22 protein-coding genes are annotated in these 25,028 nt (G+C 61.9%); 9 read left to right on the forward strand and 13 right to left on the reverse strand.

What is annotated here, in order from left to right:
* Positions 1-299: 299 nt before the first annotated feature.
* Positions 300-1,406 carry a porin gene (locus tag JMY24_RS22645; RefSeq protein WP_128596896.1) on the reverse strand — a complete coding sequence of 369 codons (1,107 nt, stop codon included), beginning with the start codon at positions 1,404-1,406 and terminating at the stop codon, positions 300-302.
* 262 nt (positions 1,407-1,668) lie between these two features.
* Positions 1,669-2,349, reverse strand: coding sequence for a MarC family protein (locus JMY24_RS22650; protein WP_128590829.1), 681 nt, complete (start codon positions 2,347-2,349; stop codon positions 1,669-1,671).
* Positions 2,350-2,716: 367 nt separating this feature from the next.
* Between JMY24_RS22650 and JMY24_RS22655 the strand changes: the two genes are divergently transcribed.
* The 3 genes from JMY24_RS22655 (at position 2,717) to glgA (ending at position 6,269) form a co-directional block, all read left to right on the forward strand.
* A complete protein-coding gene (locus JMY24_RS22655; protein ID WP_020067872.1) occupies positions 2,717-2,932 on the forward strand; it encodes a DUF3311 domain-containing protein in 216 nt (71 codons plus the stop codon).
* Positions 2,929-4,401, forward strand: a complete 1,473-nt coding sequence (locus JMY24_RS22660; protein WP_128596897.1) for a sodium:solute symporter family protein — start codon at positions 2,929-2,931, stop codon at positions 4,399-4,401. Before JMY24_RS22655 ends, JMY24_RS22660 begins: the two co-directional genes overlap by 4 nt.
* A gap of 266 nt (positions 4,402-4,667) precedes the next feature.
* Positions 4,668-6,269, forward strand: coding sequence for a glycogen synthase GlgA (gene glgA / locus JMY24_RS22665; RefSeq protein WP_128596898.1), 1,602 nt, complete (start codon positions 4,668-4,670; stop codon positions 6,267-6,269).
* An 87-nt stretch (positions 6,270-6,356) separates the two neighbouring features.
* Here the strand turns inward: glgA and JMY24_RS22670 are convergent, their stop codons facing one another.
* From JMY24_RS22670 to JMY24_RS22695, 6 genes are all read right to left on the reverse strand, one after another.
* A complete protein-coding gene (locus JMY24_RS22670; protein WP_128590832.1) occupies positions 6,357-7,502 on the reverse strand; it encodes a GGDEF domain-containing protein in 1,146 nt (381 codons plus the stop codon).
* Positions 7,462-8,289, reverse strand: coding sequence for a hypothetical protein (locus JMY24_RS22675; RefSeq protein WP_201702950.1), 828 nt, complete (start codon positions 8,287-8,289; stop codon positions 7,462-7,464). Before JMY24_RS22675 ends, JMY24_RS22670 begins: the two co-directional genes overlap by 41 nt.
* A 744-nt stretch (positions 8,290-9,033) precedes the next feature.
* Positions 9,034-11,202, reverse strand: a complete 2,169-nt coding sequence (locus tag JMY24_RS22680; protein WP_128596899.1) for a M1 family metallopeptidase — start codon at positions 11,200-11,202, stop codon at positions 9,034-9,036.
* A 667-nt stretch (positions 11,203-11,869) separates the two neighbouring features.
* The gene (locus JMY24_RS22685; RefSeq protein ID WP_128596900.1) at positions 11,870-12,505 is read right to left on the reverse strand and encodes a glutathione S-transferase family protein; all 636 of its coding nucleotides are present in this window, start codon (positions 12,503-12,505) and stop codon (positions 11,870-11,872) included.
* Positions 12,506-12,547: 42 nt separating this feature from the next.
* Positions 12,548-12,994: an SRPBCC family protein gene (locus JMY24_RS22690; RefSeq protein WP_128596901.1), complete on the reverse strand. Its 447-nt coding sequence runs from the start codon at positions 12,992-12,994 to the stop codon at positions 12,548-12,550.
* On the reverse strand, positions 12,994-13,326 hold the full coding sequence (locus tag JMY24_RS22695) for an ArsR/SmtB family transcription factor (protein WP_128596902.1): 333 nt from the start codon (positions 13,324-13,326) through the stop codon (positions 12,994-12,996). The genes JMY24_RS22690 and JMY24_RS22695 overlap by 1 nt, the downstream gene beginning before the upstream one ends.
* 130 nt (positions 13,327-13,456) lie before the next feature.
* Between JMY24_RS22695 and JMY24_RS22700 the strand changes: the two genes are divergently transcribed.
* A complete protein-coding gene (locus JMY24_RS22700) occupies positions 13,457-14,230 on the forward strand; it encodes a YkgJ family cysteine cluster protein (protein ID WP_128596903.1) in 774 nt (257 codons plus the stop codon).
* A gap of 203 nt (positions 14,231-14,433) precedes the next feature.
* Here the strand turns inward: JMY24_RS22700 and JMY24_RS22705 are convergent, their stop codons facing one another.
* Positions 14,434-15,588: an epoxide hydrolase family protein gene (locus JMY24_RS22705; RefSeq protein WP_128596904.1), complete on the reverse strand. Its 1,155-nt coding sequence runs from the start codon at positions 15,586-15,588 to the stop codon at positions 14,434-14,436.
* A 134-nt stretch (positions 15,589-15,722) separates the two neighbouring features.
* Between JMY24_RS22705 and JMY24_RS22710 the strand changes: the two genes are divergently transcribed.
* The gene (locus tag JMY24_RS22710) at positions 15,723-16,106 is read left to right on the forward strand and encodes a CidA/LrgA family protein (protein ID WP_128596912.1); all 384 of its coding nucleotides are present in this window, start codon (positions 15,723-15,725) and stop codon (positions 16,104-16,106) included.
* A complete protein-coding gene (locus JMY24_RS22715; protein ID WP_128586119.1) occupies positions 16,103-16,843 on the forward strand; it encodes an LrgB family protein in 741 nt (246 codons plus the stop codon). The genes JMY24_RS22710 and JMY24_RS22715 overlap by 4 nt, the downstream gene beginning before the upstream one ends.
* Positions 16,844-16,935: 92 nt before the next feature.
* Here JMY24_RS22715 and JMY24_RS22720 read toward each other — a convergent pair whose 3' ends face one another.
* Positions 16,936-18,081, reverse strand: coding sequence for a porin (locus JMY24_RS22720; RefSeq protein ID WP_128596905.1), 1,146 nt, complete (start codon positions 18,079-18,081; stop codon positions 16,936-16,938).
* Positions 18,082-18,749: 668 nt separating this feature from the next.
* On the opposite strand from JMY24_RS22720, the gene treA reads away from it, so the two are divergent.
* Both treA and JMY24_RS22730 read left to right on the forward strand, forming a co-directional pair.
* A complete protein-coding gene (gene treA / locus JMY24_RS22725) occupies positions 18,750-20,444 on the forward strand; it encodes an alpha,alpha-trehalase TreA (RefSeq protein ID WP_128596906.1) in 1,695 nt (564 codons plus the stop codon).
* A 155-nt stretch (positions 20,445-20,599) separates the two neighbouring features.
* Positions 20,600-21,181: an alpha-ketoglutarate-dependent dioxygenase AlkB gene (locus tag JMY24_RS22730; RefSeq protein WP_128596907.1), complete on the forward strand. Its 582-nt coding sequence runs from the start codon at positions 20,600-20,602 to the stop codon at positions 21,179-21,181.
* Positions 21,182-21,219: 38 nt separating this feature from the next.
* On the opposite strand, the gene JMY24_RS22735 is transcribed toward JMY24_RS22730, so the two are convergent.
* Together JMY24_RS22735 and JMY24_RS22740 are read right to left on the reverse strand one after the other, a co-directional pair.
* On the reverse strand, positions 21,220-21,855 hold the full coding sequence (locus tag JMY24_RS22735; RefSeq protein WP_128586127.1) for a carbonic anhydrase: 636 nt from the start codon (positions 21,853-21,855) through the stop codon (positions 21,220-21,222).
* Positions 21,856-22,179: 324 nt separating this feature from the next.
* The gene (locus tag JMY24_RS22740; RefSeq protein ID WP_128586116.1) at positions 22,180-22,452 is read right to left on the reverse strand and encodes a DUF1488 family protein; all 273 of its coding nucleotides are present in this window, start codon (positions 22,450-22,452) and stop codon (positions 22,180-22,182) included.
* 212 nt (positions 22,453-22,664) lie between these two features.
* Between JMY24_RS22740 and JMY24_RS22745 the strand changes: the two genes are divergently transcribed.
* The gene (locus tag JMY24_RS22745) at positions 22,665-24,158 is read left to right on the forward strand and encodes an MDR family MFS transporter (RefSeq protein ID WP_128596908.1); all 1,494 of its coding nucleotides are present in this window, start codon (positions 22,665-22,667) and stop codon (positions 24,156-24,158) included.
* Between the two features lie 122 nt (positions 24,159-24,280).
* On the opposite strand, the gene cobM is transcribed toward JMY24_RS22745, so the two are convergent.
* Positions 24,281-25,006 (reverse strand): precorrin-4 C(11)-methyltransferase, encoded by a 726-nt coding sequence (gene cobM, locus JMY24_RS22750; RefSeq protein ID WP_128596909.1) that lies wholly within the window; start codon positions 25,004-25,006, stop codon positions 24,281-24,283.
* Positions 25,007-25,028 lie beyond the last annotated feature (22 nt).

Here is a 25,028-nt window from a genome sequence, read left to right on the forward strand (position 1 = left end):
TGAGGCGTTGTTCAAAACTTGTCGATACGGTAATGCCGGTAATGAAATGAAGCGTGTGGCTATGCGATTAACGAAAAGGCGCTGCCGGAGCCGCTCAACGGTGCACTGGAGCGACTGTCGGGCAATGCGCGATGCAACGGCGGCGTTAGCAGCAATCGCAGTCGGAGCCGTAACGGCGTCGTGGAGACGGCTCCGATCTGAGTGAAGCGCATGAAACGTGTGAAAGCTTCGATGCTCATTGCCGCATTCGCGCCGCTCGATGCGCTATCCACGCCGCTGCCTGACCATCAAGCCGCGCGTCAGAACTGATGCAGCATGCCGACATAAGCGCCCGTCTGCGATTCCCCGACGAGCGGGTTCGTGTTGCCGGTCGAATCGCGCGGCGAGGCTTCGAGCGAGAAGTTCGCGTTGCTGCTGTTACGCACGTAACCTACCGTGCCGTAAAGGAATGTGCGCTTCGAGAGGTTGTACGTGGTGCCGAGCACATACATCATGGCGTGGCCCGATGGATCGTGCGCGGCGTCGCCACTGCCGTCGCCGACCTTCACGTAATAGCCGCCCGCGGTCACGGCCCAGCGCGGCTGGAAGTTGTACGTCGCGCCGAGCCAATAGTGGTCGGCGGTATCGGCGACGCCCGCCGGCGAGTCCGGCGCCGAGTAATGCGTATAGGCGCCCTGGATCTTTACCGCGTCGAAATGCACGTTCGCGCCGACGAAGTACTCGCGCGAACTCTGGAAGATGTTCGAGAACCGGCCGTTGCTGTCGCGCAGTTCGTCGTAGATGCCGCGCACGTCGAAGAGCTGCGAATGGTAGGTCAGCATGATGCCGTCCGAGCGGCCGAACTCGCCGGCCGCGCCGCTGTTGAACGCGCCCGGCTGATTGCCGAAGGCGTACTGCGCCTGCACGTCGAAGCCCCAGAACACCGGGCTGTGATACTCGACGTTATTGTTGGTCTGCTGCCAGTTGCGACCCCGCACGAGCGACGCCGACGAAAACGCCTGCTGCACGAACGGATCGAATTCCCATACGCCGTCGCTGTCGATAAACAGATTACGGCCCGCTTGCAGCGTGCCCCATTGCTGGCTGCTGAGTCCGGCGAAGGCGCGCCGCGACCAGAGCCGTCCGCCGCTCGTGGTGCCGTCCATTACCTGCAGACCGGTTTCCAGTGTGAAGATCGCTTTCAGTCCGCCGCCCAGGTCTTCAGCGCCCTTGAGACCCAGCATGCTGGTGCCCCAATCGCCGCCTTCGGCGCGCCAGCGGTTCGAGCTTCCGCCCGTGCCGTTGTTGATGTGATTCAGATATTCGACACCCGCATCCAGACGGCCATATAGCGTTACGCTCGTTTGACCATATGCAAGCGGACTTGCCACCGCGAGCGCGGCCACCAGTTTTGTGTGTAGTCTCATTGTCTTGGCGTGAGTTTCGTATGACGCGGTATGGGGCAAAGCATGAGCACTGCATGAAGCAATGCGAACTGCGGGACGGCTCGAAGTACTACGGATATCGACGCCAGGTGCTGCCAGATGGGAAGGCACGCGCGATGTTGTAAAACTACACGCATTGCCGCCGAACTATAGGCGATGCGCGCTTCCCTAACTACCCGTTTGGCGCAATAGACTTTTGCGACCCATGCACTCGACTGCGCGCGTTGCATGAGTGCCGCATTGTTTACCGGTTCACCGCCGGCTGCATCGTCGCGATGGGAATGAGGAACTCCGAAAAGCCGGTCAGCATGATCTGCACGCCGATGCACAACAACAAAAAGGACGAAACGCGCATGGCCACCTTGGTGCCCTCCGTGCCGAGGTATCTCGCGAAAATGACCGCACGGCTGTAGATCAGGTAGACGGTCAGCGCAACCGCGAGCGAGATCACAACCGACGCGATGCTCGACAGCACGAACTCGGACAGCTTATGCGTGCGGTTCGCGGTCAGCGCGACGGCCGTGGCAATCGAGCCCGGCCCGGTGGTCAGTGGAATGGTCAGCGGGAAGAACGCTCTCGCCTTGGCGTTTTCCGCATCCACGCGCTTCACGGTCGGCTGTTCGGCGGGCTGTGTGTCGGGCGCATTCAGCATCTGCCAGCCGCCCACCGCAACCGCAAGGCCGCCGCCGATGCGCAGCGCCTGCATCGAAATGCCGAAGAAATGGAGAATGGGCGTGCCGATGAAAAACGCCACCAGTAGCACGCACACGACATTGATCGCAATCTTTCTTGCAAGCGCGGTGCGTTCCTCGGTGGTCAGCGAGGCGGTCCGGTCAAGAAAGACAAAAGCAATGCCGATCGGGTTGATGATGCTGATCAGCCCGGTAAAGCCGAACAGAATGTCCGAGATCAGACTTTCGACCATATGCGATCCGTGTCGAGCGGCGGCCAGGCACTCCGACTGCTGCACACTGGTGCGCCGCGCCGTGTGGTTGAACTGGAAGCGCCGAAGCTCCAGACCTGCGCGCGTTGCGTGGCGAGATCATATCGCGGCGCGATATGAACCCGGTAGAAAGGCGTGAGTGTGCTGGGTACACTCCAATGTCCGTTTGTGAACGTCGCGCATTGCAACGCAACACGAGCACACAGTAGATGCACCGATCGATGCGCCCGCAACTTTCAGAAAGCCTACACTTTTTTGACTTGCTTTACGGGACCGAAGCATCCGGCATACAGTCGCCAGCGAAGCCGCACTTTCAACGAGACGTTCTTACAGTTCGAGGAGTTGCCCCATGTTGCTTCGTGTACTCGCCGCGCTGCCGTTCATCGGCATTTTGCTCGGTGTCCCGTTTGTGAACCGGGTCGAGCCGCTTGTGCTCGGCATGCCGTTCGTGCTGGGCTGGATCGTCGCGTGGGTGGTATTGAGCTCGATCATCATGGCGATCGTCTACCGGCTCGACGCGTCCAACCGTCACGTCGCCGCCGACGGCGAGGAGGTCCGGCCATGAGCGCACTCGTCATCATTGCAGCCATTACGCTGTTTGCGCTCTTTCTCGGCGTGCGCGCGAAGCATGGGCACGACATGAGCCTCGAACAGTGGACAGTGGGCGGCCGCAGCTTCGGCACCGCCTTCGTGTTCCTGCTGATGGCCGGCGAAATCTATACGACCTTCACGTTCCTTGGCGGCAGCGGTTTTGCATATGGCAAGGGCGCGCCCGTCTATTACATTCTTGCGTACGGCACGCTCGCATACATTCTTTCCTACTGGATGCTGCCGCCGATCTGGCGCTACGCGAAACAGCACCATCTCGTTTCGCAGCCGCACTTTTTCAGCCGCAAATACGATAGCCCCGCGCTCGGCACGCTCGTCGCGCTGGTTGGCGTGGCCGCGCTGATCCCGTACCTCGTGCTGCAATTGAAGGGCTTGGGCATCATCGTCGCAACCGCTTCGTATGGCGCGATCTCGTCGACGGCTGCGATCTGGATCGGCGCCGCCGTGGTCACCGTGTATGTGATCGTCTCGGGCGTGCGCGGCTCGGCATGGAACTCGGTCGTGAAGGATCTGCTGATTCTCGCGATCGTGCTGTTCCTCGGCATTTATCTGCCGCTGCACTACTACGGCGGCCTCGGCGAAATGTTCCGTGCAATCGACACCGCCCGTCCCGGCTTCCTGACCTTCCCCGCGAAGGGCTCGAGCGTCACGTGGTTTCAGTCCACCGTGCTGCTGACGGCGCTCGGCTTCTTCATGTGGCCGCACACCTTCGGCTCGATCTTCACCGCGAGGGACGAGCGCATTTTCCGCCGCAATGCGATGGTGCTGCCGCTCTACCAGCTGATCCTGCTGTTCGTGTTCTTCGTGGGCTTTGCCGCGACGCTGAAGGTGCCGGGTCTGAAAGGCGGCGACATCGACCTGTCGCTGTTCCGCCTGTCGTTGCAGACCTTCGACCCCTGGTTCGTCGGCGTGATCGGTGCGGCCGGTATTCTAACGGCGCTCGTGCCGGGCTCGATGATTCTCACCTCGGCTTCCACGCTGCTCGCCAACGACGTCTATCGCGGCATGGTGAACCGCAACGCGACGGACGCCACGGTTGCCAATCTCGCGCGAATCCTCGTGCCGGTCGTCGCGCTCGTGGCGGTCGCCTTCACGCTGCACGGCGGCGAAACCATCGTCGCCTTGCTGCTGATGGGCTACAGCTTCGTGACGCAGCTCTTCCCCGCGGTGATCTGCAGCCTTTTCCCGCGCAATCGGGCGACCAAGCAGGGCGCGTTCTGCGGCATTGTCGCGGGCGTCGCCGTGGTGACGATCACCACAACCATGCATCTGACGATCGGGCAATTGATGCCGTTCCTGCCCGACGCGCTGAAAGACGTGAACATCGGCTTCGTCGCGCTGGCGGTCAACATCATTGTCTTCGTCATTGTGAGTGCGATGACGCAAAGCGGGCGCGTCGAGCATACGCACGCATCGGCGCATTGATTCGAGCGCGCCTTGCGCTTATTGAGGCCGTCGCCTTGCGCGACGGCTTTTTTATTGCCCCGCGGCATTAGGTCAAAAATACATTTGTGTGAAAAAACGCCTGGAAGCACAAGTCGGGCGCTGTCGAGCGGAAACGGCCCGCACTGCAGCATGGCGGCTGACAGGCTGCGAACGCAGAGGGGGCGCCGGGCACACGCTTTGCTGTTAGATGGCCCTGTGAATCCGCCGCACTGCACAAGTGCAAAACGCGTCCTCTGGGGGCCACCTTGCCGCTTAACGTACTACTTGTCGCTTCCGAAGCTCTACCGCTCGCCAAGTCGGGTGGACTCGGCGACATGGTCAGCGCCTATGCCGCCGCTTTGCGCGATGCCGGCGTCGACGTCTCGATTCTGATGCCCGCGTATCCGGACGCCCTCGAGCGTGCCGTCGATGTTACCTACGTTGCGCGCATGACCGGCCTGCCCGGCGGCGACGCCCGTTTGCTGCGCGCCAGCATGCCCGATAGCGGCGTGACTGTCCTGCTGCTTCAAATGGATCATCTGTTTGCGCGCGAAGGCTTATATCGTGACCCGCAAGGACACGATTATCTCGACAACCTCACGCGGTTCGCGTCGCTCGCGGCGGCGGCGGCACGCGTCGCGCGCGGCGTTCGCAACCTGAAACGCCCCCACATCGTGCACGCGCACGATTGGCATGCGGGTCTCACGCCGCTTTACATGCGGCTCGCAGGCGTCGCCGCGAAAAGCGTCTACACGATTCACAATCTCGCGTTCCAGGGCAATCATCCGCTCGCGCTGGGCGGCTGGATCGGCGTGCCGCCGGAGTTGCTCGCGCCGGCGCTAACCGACGAGCGCAGCATTGAGTTCTACGGTTCGCTCAGCATGATGAAGGCCGGGATCGTACACGCGGATCGCGTTACGACCGTCAGTAAGCGCTATGCACGCGAGATTCTCACGCCGCACTTCGGCCACGGAATGGAAGGCGTGCTGCAGGCACAGGTGCAGAAACTGAGCGGCATCGTCAATGGCATCGACACGTCCGTGTGGAATCCGGCCACCGACGGATACATCGCCCGCCCCTATTCCGTCGACGACACCGCCGGCAAGCAGGCGTGCAAGCGCGAATTGCAACAGGCATTCGGTTTGACGCGCGACCCGTTCGCACCGCTCGTCGCGATAGGCAGCCGCCTCACCGAACAGAAACTGGCCGACGTGGTGATACGCGCGTTGCCCCGGCTGCTCGAAGAGCATCCGCGTCTGCAGTTCGCAATTCTCGGACAAGGCGAACGCGGGCTCGAACATGCGATGCAGGAACTGGCCGCCGCGTGGCCGGCGCGAGTGGGCGTGCAGATCGGTTATGACGAGCCGCGCGCGCACATGCTGCACGCGGGCGCGGACATCCTGCTGCACGGCAGCCGCTTCGAGCCCTGCGGACTCACGCAACTCTATGCGATGCGTTACGGCACGATTCCGGTGGCGTCGCGTGTGGGCGGCCTCGCGGATACGATCGTCGATTACGCGCCGCACGAAGCGCGAGACGAAGATTGCGCGACCGGCTTCCTGTTCGACGGCGAAGATCCGCACGACGTCGTGCACGCGCTCGGCCGTGCGTTGGCCGCGTTCGTGCGGCCGTCGTCGTGGCATGCGTTGCAGCGCAACGCGATGAGCCGCGACTCGGGCTGGGAAGTGTCGACAGCGAACTATCTTTCGCTATATGAGGATCTGGTCGACGCACGCCCCGCGCTGCCCGATACGCGTGTTCGCAAGACGCCTGTCCGCGCAAGAACGGCAGCCTCGGCGAACTCGCGGCGAATTCACAGCGATGAAACGTTTAATGCGGGTGTGGGCGAGTTGGCGCGGACCGCGTGATGGCTGTAATGACGATAATGAGATGCCCTATGCCGTGAAAGCGCAGCCGCCTGGCCCAAGCTCCGAAGAAGCCAATAGGCGCGCGCCTCAAGGCGCGCGCGAGGCAAACGCGTAGCCGTCCTTGCCGCTTCGCTTGACGCGGTACATCGCTTCGTCGGCGGCAGCGACGAGGCGGCAATAGTCGTCGACGAGATCGGGGTAGCTCGCTATACCGATGCTCGCGCGAACCATGCCCATGCCCATCTGTTCGTCGGTGCGGGCCACGCAGGCGATCAGGCGCTGCGCGATCTGGCGCAGTTCGTCCTGCTCGGCGAATTCGCGAACCAGCACTGCGAATTCGTCGCCGCCAATGCGCGCGACGACGTCCTCTCTGCGCACCGATTCGCGAAAACGCCGCGACACCGCGACGAGAAACTCGTCGCCCACGCGATGACCGCGCGAATCGTTGACCATCTTGAAGCCGTCGAGGTCCACATACAGCACCGCCATCTTGCGCGGACTCGCCGCAATCGACACCTGGGCAGCGGCCTCCTCCAGTGCGGCGAAAAGCTTGCGCCGGTTCGCGAGCCCGGTCATCGGATCATGCAGCGCCGCGTGCTCGAATTCGTGCGACTGGCCGGCCAACTGTCGGTTGCGCTTGGCGTACATGCCGAGCGCCGTGATGAGCAGACAGAAAAGCAGCGCCGCCACCGCGATGAGCATGTGCGCGACCCCCGTGACTCGCTTGCGCATGTCTGCGCTGTACGTATCGCGCTGAGTGTGCCAATAGGATGACGCGTCGCCGAGCAACGTGTCCATTTCGGCGAGCGTCGCATCAGGCAATAAAACCGACGACGGAATACGCGGCGCATTCGCAGGACTGGCATTCACGAGCGCGGCAAGCGACGCGAGACGCCGCGTCAGTTCGGCGCGCGCCTGGCCGTAGCCGTCGGCTGCGGCATCGTGTGCGTGCGGCACCTGGTCCCATACGCCGACGCGGGCACGCGCCGTCTCGGCTCGCTCGACGGCTTCGAGCACGAGGCCCGCGTATTCCTGTTTGACCTGATCCGCGAACACCGTTCTGATCTGCAATGCCAGATACAGCAGGCCAATCAGCAGGCACAGCAGCGACGCCACGGCGACCGTGGCGGGACCGGGCGTGAGGCGCCATCCGTTGGCGCGGCCGGATTCCCGGGGCAACGCGAAAAGCGCTTCAGGGATGCGAGTAGAGGTCTTGCTGACTTCCGCTGCCATGTTGTCGATAACTTACGCGTCGAAAGAAGGAGCCCATCCTTGCAAACAGATTGGGCTTACGCCGTGCGTTGGTCGCCGAAGCGCGGCGTTCCTGCTGCGCGTATTTCGCGTCCCGCGCGGGACGCGTGGATGCCAGTTGCGGCGCGGCCGGTTCTGCAGCGCCGGTGGTACGTTGCATTGAGCGAGGCGAAACGGCGGGGGCGGTTGCCGCGCTCGGCGGCAAAGCCTCGGCGTTATCCGCGAGTAATTCCTCTTCGTCCTGCGGACGGCTGATCTGTCCGGACCACACCGACGGCCTGCGACTGTCCGCACTCGTCGACACGGACGACTTCGCGGGGACCGCCGGCAAATCGAGCAGCGCAATCGGGTCCGCGGGCGAGCCCGTGACGGTAGCGGGACTCTGTGCCGGGGCGACGATCGCGGATGTCACGACCGGCGCTCCCACAATAGCGGCCGAAGGCGGCGCTGCCTGCGCGCTGGTCGCGAGCGCAGTGTCCGCTTGAGCGGACGCTTTCGCGAGCGCAGACGCCATGTTGTTCGGCGTGGGCATGCGCAACGCCTGGCGCGCGCGGGCGATGGCCTCGGCATAGGTCTGCTGGTCGCTATTGAACCAGACGCCGTAGGCCACGGTGCCCACCACGCCGAACGCGAGCGCGCTCGCCGCCGCTACGCACAGCGCAAGGCGTCCGAAGCGGGGCGTCACGCCTGTTCCTTCGACATCGCCGCTGTCGAGGCGTGCATCGTCTCCATGTCCGTGGACAGGAGGCAAGTCGGGATCGTTATACATCGCAATACGCTCCGCAATTCTTCCGTCTGACGCTCCATCAGGCTCAGGTCTCACAAATTCGCACGGTCGATGCAAACGCTGCTGGAGGAATGTAACTCTCCCGTCCGGTAGCGACAACAACGCGAGGCGCGGCTTCCGACGGCTGTTCGGCAGCGCTTTCGCGTCTGGAAACCTGGTAAATCGTTCAATGCCCATTGCATTTGCAACAACGCAGTGGCCTTTCGACTGAGGTGCGAGCGGGCGCAAAGCGCCGCCAGCCTTGGGGATCGGGTCAGCAAAATGCGCCAGGGCCCACCTACTGCGCAATTTTCGCGCCTGCGCACGGACCACGCTCACGCCCGGCGCTGCCCGCGCGTGCGCGGCCTCACACGGCGTCGCTGAGCCGCGCCGAATGGTTGCGCGATCCACTAAAGGAGGAAGATTTCTCGCCACGCCCGGCGCAGGCACGAGGCGTCCATTCTCATGGGACCGCCGCGGAGGGGTCGCGCGACCTTCGTCATGACGCGCCCGTGGAGGTGGCGTAGGTTGGCGAGGTTTCGGCGCAATTGCGCTAGGACTTGGAAGAACCGCTTGCCTGTCCGTTAAGCGCATATTGGCCGCTAATGCGCTAATGCCCTAGCGCCTTAAAGCTCGACCTCGCGCGAGAAGCACAATGGCCCGCATCGCGTGAACGATGCGGGCCACCGTACTGCCGTCGACCGGCAGCCTGATGTTCGCCGCCGGCTTATCGCGGGTTAGTGAGCGTTACTGCCCTTGCGCCTTTTGCCGCAGTTTGCCTTGATAACGGATCGTCGGACGCAGCGATTGCGTCGTCGGCGCCGGCGTCTTCAGCAACTGACGGGCAACCGTGGCGTTAGCGGAACTGAACGAGCCAATACTCGTTTCCCGCGACGGGTCCGCAAGACCGTGTGCCACCAGCAGTTTCGCTTCGAGTTGCAAGCTTGTCAGCAGGACGGGATCCTTCAGTGCATTGCCCTGCGCGAGCAACTGACTCCACGCGTTGTTGCTGTAGTTCGTCACGTAGTAGTCGAGACCGCTCGGATCGGCGAGCACCGCTGAGCAGCCGTCGAGTCGCACCTGCATCTGTGGGTTCTTCAGCGCGAGCGTTTTGCGCGAGGTCAGTCCGTCGCCATAAGCGAGCGTCAGCGGAACGGTCCACTGCGTCCCCGGATACTGATTCTGATTCGGGAACGGCGACTGTCTCAGCGTCACGATGGTCTGGTTCGTCGTCAGATCGCATTGGGTGTCGAGCGAAATCAACGGCACGCCGGTTTGCCGCACGAAGCTGTCGCCGATCGCGACCATCGGCTCGCCGCTCGCCTTTGCCAGCTCGTCCCACAGACGCTTCGGCGTCACGTTGCCAAGCGAATAGTCGGCGAGATACTGTTGCAGGCCGCGGCGCATCGTTTCCTCGCCGAGATAGTTCTCGAGCATCTTCAGCACATGGCCGCCCTTGTCGTACGTGAACGCGCTTGCGCTCAGCACGAAGTCGTTGGACGCCCAGCCGTTGAAGTTCGGCTGCACCGGGAACGAGGTCGATTTCAGGTCCGCGTTGATCACCGCATACTTGTTCTTCACGTCGTCGACCCAGCTGAAGCGGTCCGGGAAGAAACGCACCTTGGTCTTGTTTTCGAAGAACGTTGCAAACGATTCGTTCAGCCACACATCGTCCCACCAGTCGAGCGTGACGAGATCGCCGAACCATTGGTGCGCCGCTTCGTGCGTGAGCACGGTTACGCCATAGTCGGACATGGTCGTGCCCGGCGCGGGCAGGATGTCGTCCGCGAATTCGAGAATGGCGCCCCAGTTCTCCATGCCGCCGAAGTTCAGGTCCTTCTCCTCTTTGAACGCGTCATTGGCGGCCACCGTGTCGAACTTCGTGAGCGGCAATGGGATGCCGGTGTAGCGATAGTAGTAATCCAGCGCCTGCTTGGTCTGCTGCATCGCCGGCTTGGCCCAGTCCCGCATGCCCGGCGGCGTGAAAATGCGCAGATGCAAGCCCTTGCCGTCAGGCAGCGGACTCGTGAAGTCGTCTTCGAGAATGTCGAACTGGCCGCCGCCGAAGAAGAGCAGATACGACGGCATCGGCGGCGTCTTTTCGAACGACACCAGCTTGTAGCCGCTATCCACATTCACCGCGGGCTTTTCCGCCGCGTTCGACACGACGTTCCAGTTCTGCGGCACTTCCGCGCTCACCTCATAGGTGGGCCGGAAAGCAGGCTCGTCCCAGCCCGGGAACCATTGCCGGGCCAGATTCGACTCGCCTTGTGTGAGGATCGCGCCGCTCGTCGTGCCGTCGGTCGCCTTCAGATCGACGCGAAATACGCCCTCCGCCGCCGAGCAGCCGGGATAGTGATCGTCGCCGCAACTGCCGCCCGTCTTCGCGACCGGATCGTCATAACTCTTGAAGTTGATGATGCCGCTCCACTCCATGTGGAGCGAGTAGTTACCGGCGGCGATCTGACCGCTCACGGGCCGAAGCTGATAGAAGTCGCCGTCGTCTTGCGGCGTGGCGATCAGCGCGATGTTGCCCGGTTGAAGCGTGATGGTGCCATTGGTGAACTTGACGCGGTGGCCTGCAATCGTGATCGCATTGACGGCCTTGAGCACCTTGATCTGCACGTCTGCGCGACCGTCGAACGACGACAGCGCCGGGTTGGGCCGGAACCATAGCTTGTAATTGACCGGCATGACCGTGTTCGGCAATTCGACGGGCTGCACGGTCTTGTCGATCGACGTATCCGCAAGCACCGCGTTGGCGGGCGGCACCTGCGCGACTTCAGATGCGCTCGCCGGCCCTTGTGCGGATTTACTCGTTAATGACGCGGAGCCGTCTCCTCCACCGCAGCCGGCCGTTACCATTATTCCGGCTAACGCCAGGCACTGCACCTGCAATCGGAAATTTATACGCATTTTAATCCTCGACTGACAATATCGGTATAAAGAAGTGCGTTGAGTCACTTGAGTCGTGTTTCTCTTTTTTCAGCGACAAAGGTCTCCCGCACTAGCACCGAATTGCTAGCCAGAATATGGACGTGTTACGTCCTCAGCACTAATTGGCTGATTTTCAGATTCAAATACTTATTTATTACAAAGCTTTCAAAACCGCGATTTGCGACGTTTTGACGATGCCCGGCAAAGTGCCGCCCACCGGACCTCACGGGCAGGACCAGAAACCAGGATCAGTTTTCGACGACAGTGCGTAGCCTAGTTTGGCAAACGTTATCGTGTCAACTTCCTTTCACAATCTTTCCTGAATTGCCGCGCGAATTATGCGACTTGGATGCGTGATGTAATCCACCTGAGTTAATACTCTAAATAGCGGTTTTTCCGGATTGGACTACGGAAAACTCTTTTATTTTTCATTGCCGGATGTGCTAAGGCGGACCGGATGCTGATAACGAATCGTGAATCGATTTTTGTACTAGCTGTTGAGTTCAACGCCGCGCAAAGAAAGAGCCGTGTGCGAATGGGTCACGGAACAGATGGCCGCAAGTCGGCGCATTGCCGACCCGGGCCGCGAATGGTGACGTGTGCCACGTCACCATTCGCGCAACGATCGCGCAGCACGTGAACGTTCTCAGGCCGCAACCGCCTGGGCCTGCCTCGAAGGAAACGGATCGCGCCACGCCTGCAACTCGCTTAGCCGATCATGCCAGCGCATCACCTCCGGGAACTCGTCTAGCGGCATCTTCGCGCTTGCCGCATAGGGCAGCGTGACGCCCACGGAGAAGTCAGCGATGCTCATCTGATCGCCAAGCAGCCACTTACGCCCTTTCAGATGCCCGTTCAGCACGCCCGCATGTTTGCGAAACCAGCCTTGCGCTTCCGCGACCTTGGCGCTGTCAGGTGCGCCCAGACCGATTGCCGGTTTGATCAGGTGTTCGAAGTAAAGCAAGCCGCCGTGGCGGTAGAAGTGCTGGCTGTTCCAGCTTAGCCAACGCAGCACGTCCGCCTGCTGCTCGGCGTTCTGCGGCCACAACGCCGATTGCCCGCGTTGCGCGAGATGGCAAATGATCGCGTCTGCTTCCCAGATGCTCCTCTGGCCATCGACGAGGCACGGCACCTTGCCGTTCGGATTGAGCGCCAGGTAAGCGGGCTCAGTGTGCTCGCCTTTGCCGAGATCGACATAGACGTATTCAATTGGCAAACCTAAATATTTAGCCACTGCGCATGCCTTGCGCGGCGCTAACGATTCCGCATAGTAAAGCTTCATTTGACGTCTCCGTACTGGTTCACTTCATTCGATGCTGCCTCTTCAAAGTTCCGTGTTGCCGAGTTCCGCAATCAGTGCATCCAGCTTCTCGAACGCGCCCTTCCAACCGGCATCGTGACCGTCGCGCGCCGCTTCGTCGAAGAACTGCGAGTGTGTGAAGTTCATTTCCGTGCCGTCGTCGATCGGACGAAACGTGATGCTGACAAGCGAGCGCCGCTCGGGCAACGTCACCCATTCCCATGTAAAGACGAGCTTACGGTCCGTCTCGACCTCCTGATATTCGCCGCGGCAGTCATGCGTTTCGCCGTCGAGCGTCTGGAACACCACGCGAAACCGGCCACCCACTCGCGGATCGGCTTCGGCGCTCAACACAGGACCGGCGTCAGGGCCCCACCAGCGCGCCATCAACTCCGGCCTCGTCCACGCTGCGTACACTTTCTGCGGCGGCGCCTTGAGGCGGCGCACGATGGTCAAACTGGGCTTCTGCATCACTCTCCTCCTTCGACAAAATCGGCAAGCCGGTCGAGGCTCGCGGTCCAGAAGCGTTCATAGCGTTTGAGCCACGCCATGGCCTCTTCCATGGGGCCGGCAACGAGATCGACCGACACGGTTCGGCCATGCTTGGCGCGCGTTATGAGGCCAGCATCACTCAGCACATCGAGATGCTTCATGACGGCCGGCAGCTTGAGTGGCAACGGGCGCGCGATTTGCGTGACCGAAAGACCCGGCTCCCGCTCCAGACGAGCGAGGATAGCCCGCCGGGTCGGATCTACCAGCGCGGAAAACGTACGATCGAGTTGACTGACAGGACACTTCACCATGTGGTGAACTATAGAGATTCAACGAGCGGTGTCAAGGATTTTCGCTCCATACTTTTTTCCGCGGCTCGCTGTCAGATGTTCCCCGTACGCGCGACCAAGCCGAACGTCGAACTAAAAAGAGGAAATTCGGGTGGACGATATCGACTTCGAATGCACCGCGTGCGGCAAGTGCTGCCACGATTTGCGCTTGCCGCTCACATTGGCCGAGGCGAGCGACTGGCTCGCGCGAGGCGGACAGATGGAATTGATTTGCGAGGCGATTCCGTGGCCGGCCGATCCCGAGCCGCCCAACGCGCAAGCGGACTACAGAAAAGCGCGCTCGACACCCGCAGAGAGCGGTTCGCTGCCCGTGCGCGTGTCGATCATTCTCGCGGCCGCATTCGCGGGTCCGTGTCCCAATCTTCGCGCCGACATGCTGTGCGGCATCTATGAAGAGCGGCCGCTCGTGTGCCGCATCTATCCGGCGGAGATCAATCCTTTCGTCTCGCTGACGCCGGCAAGCAAGGCGTGTCCGCCGGAGGCATGGCATAAGAAGCCGTTGCGGCGGCACGGTGTGTTAGTGGACGAGACGACGCGGCAGTTGGTCGAACTGTCGCGCCGCACCGCCGAAAATGAAGCGCCGCTGCGCATGCGCTTATGTCACGAGTTGGCGATCACTCATGCCGCGCTGGCAAACGAGGGTTTTGTCATTCACGCGCCGCGAAGCAGCGAACTGCTCGCGGCTCTCGAGCGAATTCGCGCGATGCCGGATGCGCCACCCGCGCCGGCAGAATGGACGTTCGTATCCAATCGCGGTGTGACGGTGGAGACGCTGCTGTCGGTGGGCGCCGCCGTCTGCCTCGATGATTCAGCGGACGCACGCGACTTCCGCTATCACGGCTTTCATGAGGCATCGCCCGCATAGCGCCGCGCATGGCCGCCCACACAAGCGTGGACCAGGCGGCTACGCCGACGCACTGCCCGCGAGTCTTCAGACGGTTCCACCGGCCTTGCTGAACCTCGCAGGGGTTCATGCTTCACCGAACATTCAACGCCTGGCTTGCCGCGCGGCTACCTGATGAACTGCCACGAAAGCCGCGCGCGGCTCTTCGCGCATCGTTCAATGCGTTAGGCCCGCAGCGGCCTGAAGAATGCGCGGATTTCGGCGGCCAGCAGGTCCGGCTTTTCCATTGCCGCGAAATGCCCGCCGCTCGGCATGTCGGTCCATTGCACCACGTTGAAGGTTCTTTCCAGCCAACTGCGCGGCGGACGACTGATCTCTTTCGGGAACCGCGCGAAGCCGACGGGCGGAACGACGCGTTGGCCATCGGCAAAACGCATCGGCTGAAGGCGGTTTTCCCAATACATCTGCATCGCCGGGCCAATGCTTTGCGTGTACCAGTAGAGCGATATGTTGGTCAGCAACTCGTCTTTCGAAAACACCCGTTCGACGTCGCCTTCGCAATCGCTCCATGCGCGGAATTTTTCGCCGATCCATGCGGCGAGCCCCACCGGCGAATCGTTCAGCGAAGCCGCAAGCGTCAATGGCTTCGTCGTGTGCATGTGCGCGTAGCCGCCTTCGAGCGCTACCCACTCGTTTTTCTCACGCAGAAAACTCTCTTCTTCCGGTGTCAACGGTGGTTGCGCCGCTCCGATTGCCGGCTCGTACGACCCAGGGAGGAAGTTGAGGTGAATACCGTCGACCATCTGCGGATGCCGTGCCGCGAGCGCAACGGACACACCTGCGCCGAGGTCGCCCCCTTGCGCGCCGAAGTGCTGATAACCGAGGCCGCGCATCAGCGATGCCCACAGATCCGCGACCTGAAACGCGGACATGCCGGGCTGCGCGGGCGCCTGCGAAAACGCGAAGCCCGGCAGCGATGGTACGACCACATCGAACGAATCAGCGGGATCGCCACCGAACGCAGCAGGCTCGCAGAGCCGCTCGATCAACGCCTCGAACTCCACGAACGAGCCCGGCCACCCATGTGTAACGACAAGCGGATAAGGTGCCGGTCCCGCGCCGCGCCGATGCAGGAAATGCACGCGCTGTCCGTGCACATCGGCCACGAATTGCGGCTGGCGGTTCAAGCGCTGTTCCGACGCGCGCCAGTCGAACTGACCAGCCCAATAGTCGGCAAGCGCACGCAGCCATTGTGAATCGACACCCTGCTGCCACGCGGAAGACGGCGTAGCGGGCGCCCAACGAGTCGCGCGGATGCGTCGACGCAGATCGTCGATGTCATGGTCAGGCACGGCGATATGAAACGGCTCGATCCGCATGAATGTCGTCCTGCAACAAGTCATTGATGAAGAACTTTCTGTACGCAAGGCTCGCCGCAATCTGCTCACGGGAACCACGGAACTATCCGCATGGTACACAATGGCCGCATTTCCGTTTCCTGCTGGAGTTCGACATGCTTGCAGCGCTAGCTGCCCTGCTTACTTTTCAATGCCTCGGAGAAGGTGTCTCTTACGTGTTTCATTTGCCGGTGCCGGGTCCCGTAATCGGCATGCTGCTGCTGTTCGGCTTTGTCATGATGCGTCCGCAAACAGCCGATGCGATCGAACCCACCGCGCTCGAACTGTTGCGGCACCTGTCGCTGCTGTTCGTGCCGGCGGGCGTCGGCATCATGGTCTCGGCAAGCCGGATTCGCGGCGACGCCGTTGCGGTGATCGTGTCGATTGCCGTCAGCACGACTCTGGCGATTGCGGTGGCCGCGCTCGTCACGCGCGCGTTGATGCGCCGGCAGCAACGCCGGCAGTCGCACGATGACGCCGACCAGGAGGCCGCACAATGACCGCCTTACCGAAGCTCGGCGCAATCTGGGTCTATCTCGCAGCGAGCCCTTTGCTCGGCCTGACCATCACGCTGATCGCGTACCTGATCGCCCAGACGCTGTATGCGAAGGCGCGCTTCAATCCGCTGGCTAATCCAGTGCTGATCGCGGTCGCGTTGCTCGTCGCGCTGCTCGAAATCACGGGCACTCCGTACGCCACCTACTTCGAGGGCGCGCAGTTCGTGCACTTTCTGCTCGGCCCCGCGACGGTCGCGCTCGCGTTGCCGCTCTATCGCCAATGGGCGAAGCTGCGGCGCTTTGCGTTGCCGCTGATCGGCGGACTCGTTGCCGGCTCGCTAACGGCGATACTCTCCGCCATTGGGGTGGCAGCGCTCTTCGGCGCATCGCATCAGACGCTCGCGTCGCTCGCACCGAAATCCGCGACAACGCCGATTGCAATGGCCGTCGCTACCGAGATCGGCGGCATTCCGTCGTTGACGGCTGTGCTCGTCATCTCGACGGGCGTATTCGGTGCAGTGTTCGCCCGCGCCATTCTCAACGCGCTGAAAATTGCCGAGCCCGAAGTGCGCGGTTTCGCGCTCGGCATTGCGTCGCATGGCATCGGCACGGCGCGCGCCTTTCAGGTCAGCGAGCAAATGGGTGCGTTCGCGGGGCTCGGCATGGGTCTCAACGGTGTGTTCACAGCCTTCGTGGTTCCCGTGCTGATGCCGCTCATTGCGCGCTGGCTTGGCACCTGAGCAACGTGCTCTTTAGCTCGACGACGCAAAAAGGCCCGCAAATCGCGGGCCTTTTTGCAATGTGCCGCTAAAGCGGCACTGGATACGACTGCTTAGAAGCGATGGCGGATGCCGACCGTTCCGACCACTTGCGAACTGGTCGACGAAGCGCTCACGCCGACGATGTCCGCGGTAATGCCCGAGTTGCCAGTGCTGCCGACATGCTGGTATGCCGCTTCAGCATAGACGTCGGTACGCTTGGACAACGCGTAGTCCGTTTGCACCGTGACCTGATGGTACTTCGGGCTCACGCCGTCAAGACGCGCGTCGGTAAACGTGTACGCGCCTGACACCGACACCGCCGGCGTCAACGCATAGCGTCCGTTCACTTCGTAGTTCGTGAAGCGTGCGCTGCCGCCCGTCAAAGCCAGCCCGCTGCTCGTGCCCGATGCCGACGAACCGATCGCACTCGCGCCGTTCAGTTGCGTCTGTGTCACGACGAGACCGACGTTCGCCGGGCCGAACGCATAGCTCAGACCCGCGCCGTACGTGCGCTGACGCGCCGCCGTGAAGGTGGAGTCGCCGCTCGCAACCGCGCCGCTCGTGTTGGTCGACGAGCCGCCGCCGTTGAGTTGCAGATAACCCGCCGCGACCTTCAGCCCGCCGAACACATACGACGCGCCAACGCTGTACGCGCGGCTATCGGCGAAGCTGCCCGCTGCGTTCGAGAATCCGTATAACGCACCGAACTTGAAGCCGGCGTAATCGACGCTCTGAAATTTGACGGCGTTGTTGATGCGCACCGAGTTGTTCAGGTTGTCGTTGTCATACGGGTGTGACGCGAGCGTGCCGCCATACTGCGTGCCGTTCAGTGCAAGCGGCGCGAGATAATCGACCACGCTGTCGTACTGGCGACCCAGCGTGACGGCGCCGTACTGGCTGCTCGACAGACCGACGAACGCCTGCCGGCCGAACTCGCGGCTGTTCTGACCAAGCTTGCCGGTCGACAGATTAAAGCCGTTTTCAAGCACAAAGATTGCCTTCAGGCCATTGCCGAGATCTTCCGAGCCGCGCAGGCCCCAGCGATTGCCGTTCAGAATGCCGCTTGCCTGCTGGATGTTGCTGCTGCCGCCGGAATTGCTGGTGTAGGTCAAGCCTGTATCGATCAGGCCGTACAGCGTCACGGAGCTTTGTGCGTGAGCGACGCCCGCGGCGCCGGCAAGAGCGAGCGAGAGGCCCGACAATACGTATTTGTTCATTGAATATCTCCTGAATCCAATAGCGGGTGCTATTGAGCGGCGGAGAATACCGCATGAATTCCAAACGTATTTTTCACTGTATTACAGCGTTGCTTTTTAGCGACGTCATTGCATTTTAACTTTCAGTTTATTCTCCGCTCACATGCTTAGCGGACGCACAAACGAAATGGGGCGCACCTTGCTGCAGGTGCGCCCCAAGTGCCTGATTTACAACGCGCTCGGAATCTCAGACGAATTAAGAATAGCATATGGATTGTCTCGCAACAACGCGAATTACGAGCCTATTCTTCCAATATATTTCCGCGCGGAACTTCTGGTAATCGGACATTAGCACTTGAAACACCTTAGGCTGATTATTCCTTTAATAGCAAAGATATTTTTCCTGATCCGACAAGCTAAAAATGGTCTGGGCGCGGTAGCGGTTGCAGTTGAGCCTCCCATCAAGGTGTGTTGACGCAGACACCGGCCTCGATTACTTCGTCATCCCAACTAATCGGCACTTGGCCGCGGCTCCGCGACAGTCTCAGCAACGCCGCTCAACCCATTCACCGTGCATAGTTTGAAGCACGCCGTGTTTTATGCCATGCTAGCCACGCCCCAACTCGGGTCATCAGAACAGAGGGCGTGAGAGGCAGACCAATCCTGTTGTCCATTCCTCAGGAGGAGACATGATTGTGTCATCGCAAGCGTGCAGCATTAGCCGTGCCGGTAACGCGTCCGTCGTTCCGGGCGTCCTCGTTCAGCCTTCCCTCCCCGTCGCGCGATCGAAGTACGTGCATCGCGCGGTTGCTGTTTCAAGCTTCGCCTTCCTCGTTGGGCTGTCATCCGTCTGTCGCGCCGACACCTTGGTAGGCGGCACCTTGCCGCCCGCGCCCGATATCCTGTACGGCGACCTCTTCGTTGCGGTGCAGACGGCGCAGATCTATGCGGACCAGAAGACCTTCGTCGATGCAACGCCAAATGCGGACCCGGCCGTCATCGTGCAGTTGTACCAGCAGCAACGGGGCAAGCCCGGTTTTTCGCTGGCGAACTTCGTGAACCAGTACTTCACGCCGCCGAGCGAGCCGGTCATCACGCCGCCCGCAAATCAGACGCTGCGTGAGCACATCAACTGGCTATGGCCCGCCCTCACCCGCACGACCATGAGCGCGCCGCCGAACAGTTCGCTGATTCCGTTGCCGAAGCCCTACGTGGTGCCCGGCGGCCGCTTTCGCGAGGGCTACTACTGGGACACCTACTTCACGATGCTCGGCTTGCAGGAAGCGGGCCGTGAGGACCTCGTCGACAACATGCTCGACAACTTCGCGTACATGATCGACACGTTCGGGCATATCCCGAACGGCAATCGCACCTACTACCTTGACCGCTCGCAGCCGCCCTTCTTCTCGCATATGGTGGAACTCGCGGCGAAGGTGGAAGGCCACGGCGTCTATCAAAAGTACCTGCCCGCGCTGCGCAAGGAGTATGGCTACTGGATGCAGGGCGAAAGCTCCACGCCGGCCGGCTCGGCGACCCGCAATGTGGTCGTGATGCCCGACCGAACGGTACTGAACCGCTATTGGGACGAACTCGACACGCCTCGCGACGAATCGTATCTGGAGGACATACAGACCGCGCAAAAGGCCACCGGACGCAATCCCAACGACGTCTACCGCGAACTGCGCGCCACTGCCGAAAGCGGCTGGGACTTCAGCTCGCGCTGGTTCGGCGACAACATGACGCTCGCGACGGTGCGCACGACGTCGATTATCCCCGTCGATCTGAACAGCCTGATGTTCCACCTGGAAATCACCATTGCCAAAGGCTGCAGCGAGACGCGCGACTTCCGCTGTGTCGGCGAATTCGCAGGGCGCGCCGCCAAACGAGCACTCGGCATCAATCGCTATCTGTGGAATCCGAACGGCTACTACGGCGACTATGACTGGCAGCTCGCCAAACCGCGCGACAACAAGACCGCCGCCATGGTGTTCCCGCTGTTCGTCGGCGCGGCATGGCCTGAGCGTGCGAAAAAGACCGCGCAGCAAGTGCAGTCGACGTTGCTGCAGCCGGGCGGACTCGTGACGACGACCTACAACACCACACAACAGTGGGACGCGCCGAACGGCTGGGCGCCTCTGCACTGGGTCGCGATTCAGGGCTTGAAGCGCTATGGTCACGACGCCCTCGCGCAACAGATCGGCACGCGATTTCTTACCGACGTGAAAGGCGTCTATGCGTCGGATAAGAAGCTGGTCGAGAAATACGTGGTTGAGGGAGCGGGCACGGGCGGCGGCGGCGGTGGCGAGTATCCGCTTCAGGACGGCTTCGGCTGGACCAACGGCGTAACGCTCAAACTGCTCGATCTGTACAGCCCTGGCGAGTAGCGGCGCTCCCACGACGCAAACAGGCTCAAGCAGGCTCAAGCGGACGAGGACAAGAGGCACGGCTGGGAGGCAAGAACACTGTATAAAAACACAGTATAATGCCTTGCATGAACCAACCATCTGCTGGCCGGGCCGCTCGCGCCCGGCCTTGAACCATGGCGTCCCAGCAAGGCCTGTTTGCGCCCGAGCCCGTTGCGCTATTCGGCGACAGCGAGGGCGGAATACGCTACCTGCCCGACTCGATCCCGCTTGCCCTCGCGCAACGGTGGTTTGAAGAGGCGTTGTATAACATCGGCTGGAGCAGCCATCAACGCATGATGTACGAGCGCGAGGTGGCCGTGCCCCGGCTGATCGCCACTTTCATGCGCGAATCGGCGGACTTGCCCGCGCCGCTTGGCGAAGCGTTCGAGATGGTCCGTTCGCTGGTCGGCGCGCCGTTCAATCGGGTCGGGCTCAACCTCTATCGCGACGGGCACGACAGCGTCGCACCGCACAGCGACAAAACCGCGAATCTGGTGCGCGGCGAGCCGATTGCGATCGTGTCGCTCGGTGCAAGCCGCCGCATGACCGTCCGCCCGAAAAAAGGCTCGGGCCGCGCAGTGCATGTCGAACTCGAACCAGGCAGTTGCCTCGTAATGAGCTACGCGTCGCAGTTCACGCATGACCACGGCATTCCGAAGCTCAATGAGGGCGTTGGCCCGCGCATAAGCCTTGCGTTTCGCTGCTATAGCGGCTAGCAGCACAGCGCTAGCCACGTCGAGCATGCGCGGCCCAATCAGAACGCGTAAATATCCGGGTTCTCGAGCAGCGGCACGAATTTGCCGGTGCGGCCGTCGAGTGCGAGCATTACGCCGGTTTCAATGTCGAAGATCCAGCCGTGCAATTGCAGCGTCTTGTTCGCGAGCCCAACGGCGACCGACGGATGCGTGCGGATATTGGCCAGTTGCGCGACCACGTTGTCCTTGACCAGCGCGTCCAGACGCTCCGTAGCCGACTGATAGGTGCGCGACGCATTGATCGCCTTCGCCGCATCGGCGTGACGCAGCCAGCCGGCCACTGCGGGCAAATGTTCGAGATTCGTATTGCTCGTGATCGCGGTCATCGCGCCGCAATTCGAGTGGCCACATATCACGATGTCGCGCACGCCGAGCACGGCGACCGCATACTCCACTGTCGCCGATACGCCACCAGGCTCCGGACCATACGACGGCACGATATTGCCCGCGTTGCGGATCACGAAGAGCGCGCCCGGCTCCGCCTGCGTCAGCAGTTCGGGAACCACGCGGCTGTCCGAACAGGTCACGAAAAGCGTGCTCGGACTTTGCGCGGTCGACAGGCGCTTGAACAGAGCACTTTGCTGCGGAAACACTTCGCGTTGAAAGCGGATCAAGCCCTCGATGATTTCCTGCACGATGTTCTCCCGATAATCGAAGATGCGCGGCGCGCCCTGCATGGCGGCCGCGGTTCGCGCGAACTATACCGCGTTGTGATGGCTGCGGCAGGCGTTGCAGTGCTATTGGGGCGGCGCGATCGACCAGGCACTGGTGAACTTACCGGCGCGGCTCATGGACCGGCCACGAGTGCCGCAACGGCTCGCGGCGTCAGAGCCGAGGAGCCGCCGAGCCGCCCCAAACTTATCGGCGGAAACAACCGTCGAGCCCGGCGCATGCCGGACCCGTCGACGGCAATGACAATGGCAATGGCAATGACACTGCCAACGGCGGCAGCGGCAATGCTAAGGGCCCGTCTTGTCGAAGTCGCGCGTTTCGAGTTCCACCGACTGCCCACCGTTTTTTTCCAGCACCCGCTTGGTAGCCTTTTCAATCTGCGCGCGATTGGCCTCGAACGTACCTACCAGGTCGTGAGCCGACGGCCCGCCGTTACCGAAATGGTCGTTTAGCGCGTCGAGCGATACGCTGCACCAGACGCCTTTTCCATCGACATTGGCCTCGAAGGCGACGCGTGCCGCCGCCACCACTTCACGGCGTCCGGTGAATTCGATCCTCATAATGATCCTCCATGTGTCGAAAGAACCTTGCAGGTCGCAAGTGCTGTGCCAAACGGCGCAGAGCGCCGATGTCGCCGCTCGCATGCGAAGATTCTGTGCAAGGTGCATACTCGGGGTCGGCCGCCTCCGAACGGCCGTGCTCATGCGTCGCAGCGTGCAGGTCAAGCGCCAGGCGGCCGGACGCACCCACTATTCTGATCCAACTTCGTCCCATGTCCCGCAATCCGCAATCGTCGCGTCCTTTGGTCATTGCCGCCGTGATGGCTTCCATGGCGATGGTCGCCATCGAAGCCACCATCGTTTCCACCGCCATGCCGCAGATCGTCGCGCAACTCGGCGATCTGCATCTGTATAGCTGGGTATTCTCTTCGTTCCTGCTCGCGCAAACGGCAATGACCGTGGTGTTCGGCAAACTCGCCGATCTGTACGGCCGCAAGCCGGTCATGCTGGCCGGCATCGCGATCTTCCTGATCGGCTCCGTGCTTGCGGGCTTCGCATGGTCGATGCCGGCCATGATCGCGTTCCGGCTGATTCAAGGCATCGGCGCGGGCGCGATCCAGCCCGTCACGCTGACGATCGTCGCGGACCTCTACCCTGCGCGCGAACGCGGCAAGGTGCAAGGTTATCTTGCAAGCGTGTGGGCGATTTCAGCGGTCGTGGGACCGATGGTCGGCGGCTTCATCATCCACAACCTGTCGTGGGCATGGATCTTCTGGATGAACGTGCCGATCGGCCTCGCATCCGCGGCAGGGTTTATCGCGTTTCTACGAGAGTCCGAGCGGCATGCGCGCCCTTCCATCGACTTTGCAGGCGCGGCGCTCTTCATGGCCGCGATAGCCGCGTTGATGACCGCGCTCACCTGTGCCGGCGACGACGACCTCGCGCATGCATCGATGGCCGGCGTCGCATTCGTCGTGTGCCTGCTGCTGTTCGTGCTGCAGGAGCGCCGCGCAAAAGAACCCATGATCTCGTTTGCGCTGTGGAGCCGCCGCCCGATTGCCGCGTGCAACGGCGCGACCTTGCTGTCCGGCATGATCCTGATGGGCTCGACCACCTTCCTGCCGATGTACGTGCAAGGCGTACTCAATCGCTCGCCGGTGATAGCGGGCCTCGCGCTCACGATGATGATGGTCGGCTGGCCCGCCGGCGCCACGCTCGCCGCCAAGTCGTTTCATCGCATTGGCTTGCGGCGCATGCTGATCGGCGGCAGTGCTTTTATTCCGGTCGGCGCGGTGCTGCTGCTGTTTCTCGCGCCTGGCGGCTCGCCGCTCGTCGCCGGATTCGGCTCGCTGATCATGGGTTTCGGCATGGGCACCTCGAGCGTCAGCTGTCTCATCCTGATCCAGGAAATCGTGAAGATGGATGAACGCGGCAGTGCAACGGCGTCGAACCTGTTCTCGCGCAATCTGGGGAGCACGCTCGGCGCCACGCTGTTCGGCGCGGTGCTCAACTTCGGGTTGAGCCATTCGCATGGCGTCGCGGTCGTCACGTCCGACCAGCTGAAAAGCCTGCTGCAAAACCAGGCCGCGAGCCTCGGCAGTGGCGAAGCGATCCGCATGGTGCTGCATCAATCGCTGCACCTCACGTTCATTTCGATCTTCGCAATTGCGATTTTCGTGGTGTTGCTGCTGACTCTCGTGCCGGCGATCACCATCGGCGCGGAGAAAAAGATGCCGCTCGAAGCGCTCGCGCCGCTTGAAGATTAAGCCGCTGGCGGTAGCCGATTCGCCGGCAAACCGGTTTGCCGGTTTGCCGGTTCGCAATTGCGCGTGCGCCGTTTATGTGGAATGGGCGACGGGCGAATGCAATCGACCCGCCATCTGACACGTCACGCTTTCGCGTATAGCGTCGAATTCGCAAAGCCCTCAGCCGCGAGCACCTGTCCGACCAGAATCAACGCGGTGCGCTCGATCTGCGTGGACTCTACCTTGCCGAGAATGTCGTCGAGTGTGCCCGTGATCTTTTCCTCGTCGGGCCAACTCGCGCGATAGATCACCGCGATCGGGCACGCGCCGCCATAATGCGGCCGCAGTTCTTCGACGATGCGCGCAAGGTGCCGCACGCCGAGGTGGATCGCCATCGTCGCGCGATGCCGTGCCAGATCGGCCAGCTGTTCGCCTTCAGGCATTGTCGTTTTCGTTGCGTAGCGCGTAAGGATCAGCGTCTGCGAAATGCCGGGCAATGTGAGTTCGCAACCGAGTGCCGCCGCGCAAGCAGCCGTTGCAGTCACCCCCGGTACGATTTCGTAGGGAATTGCGAGCTCGCGCAACCTGCGAATCTGTTCGCCGATCGCGCCGTACAGCGACGGGTCGCCGGAGTGCACGCGCGCTACGTCCTGACCTTTGTCGTGCGCGCTTTTCAGTAACGCCACGATGTTATCGAGGTCGAGTTCGGCCGTGTTCACCACCTGCACCGCCGAATGCCCTTCGAGCACTGCAGCCGGTACTAAAGAACCCGCATACAGAATCACGGGACAACTGCGCACGAGACGCTGCCCCTTCACCGTGATCAGTTCCGGATCGCCGGGACCAGCGCCGATAAAAAACACCGTCATTCAATACTCCATGATTCAAACG

This window comes from Paraburkholderia kirstenboschensis (genome assembly GCF_904848585.1).
Lineage (GTDB): Bacteria > Pseudomonadota > Gammaproteobacteria > Burkholderiales > Burkholderiaceae > Paraburkholderia > Paraburkholderia kirstenboschensis.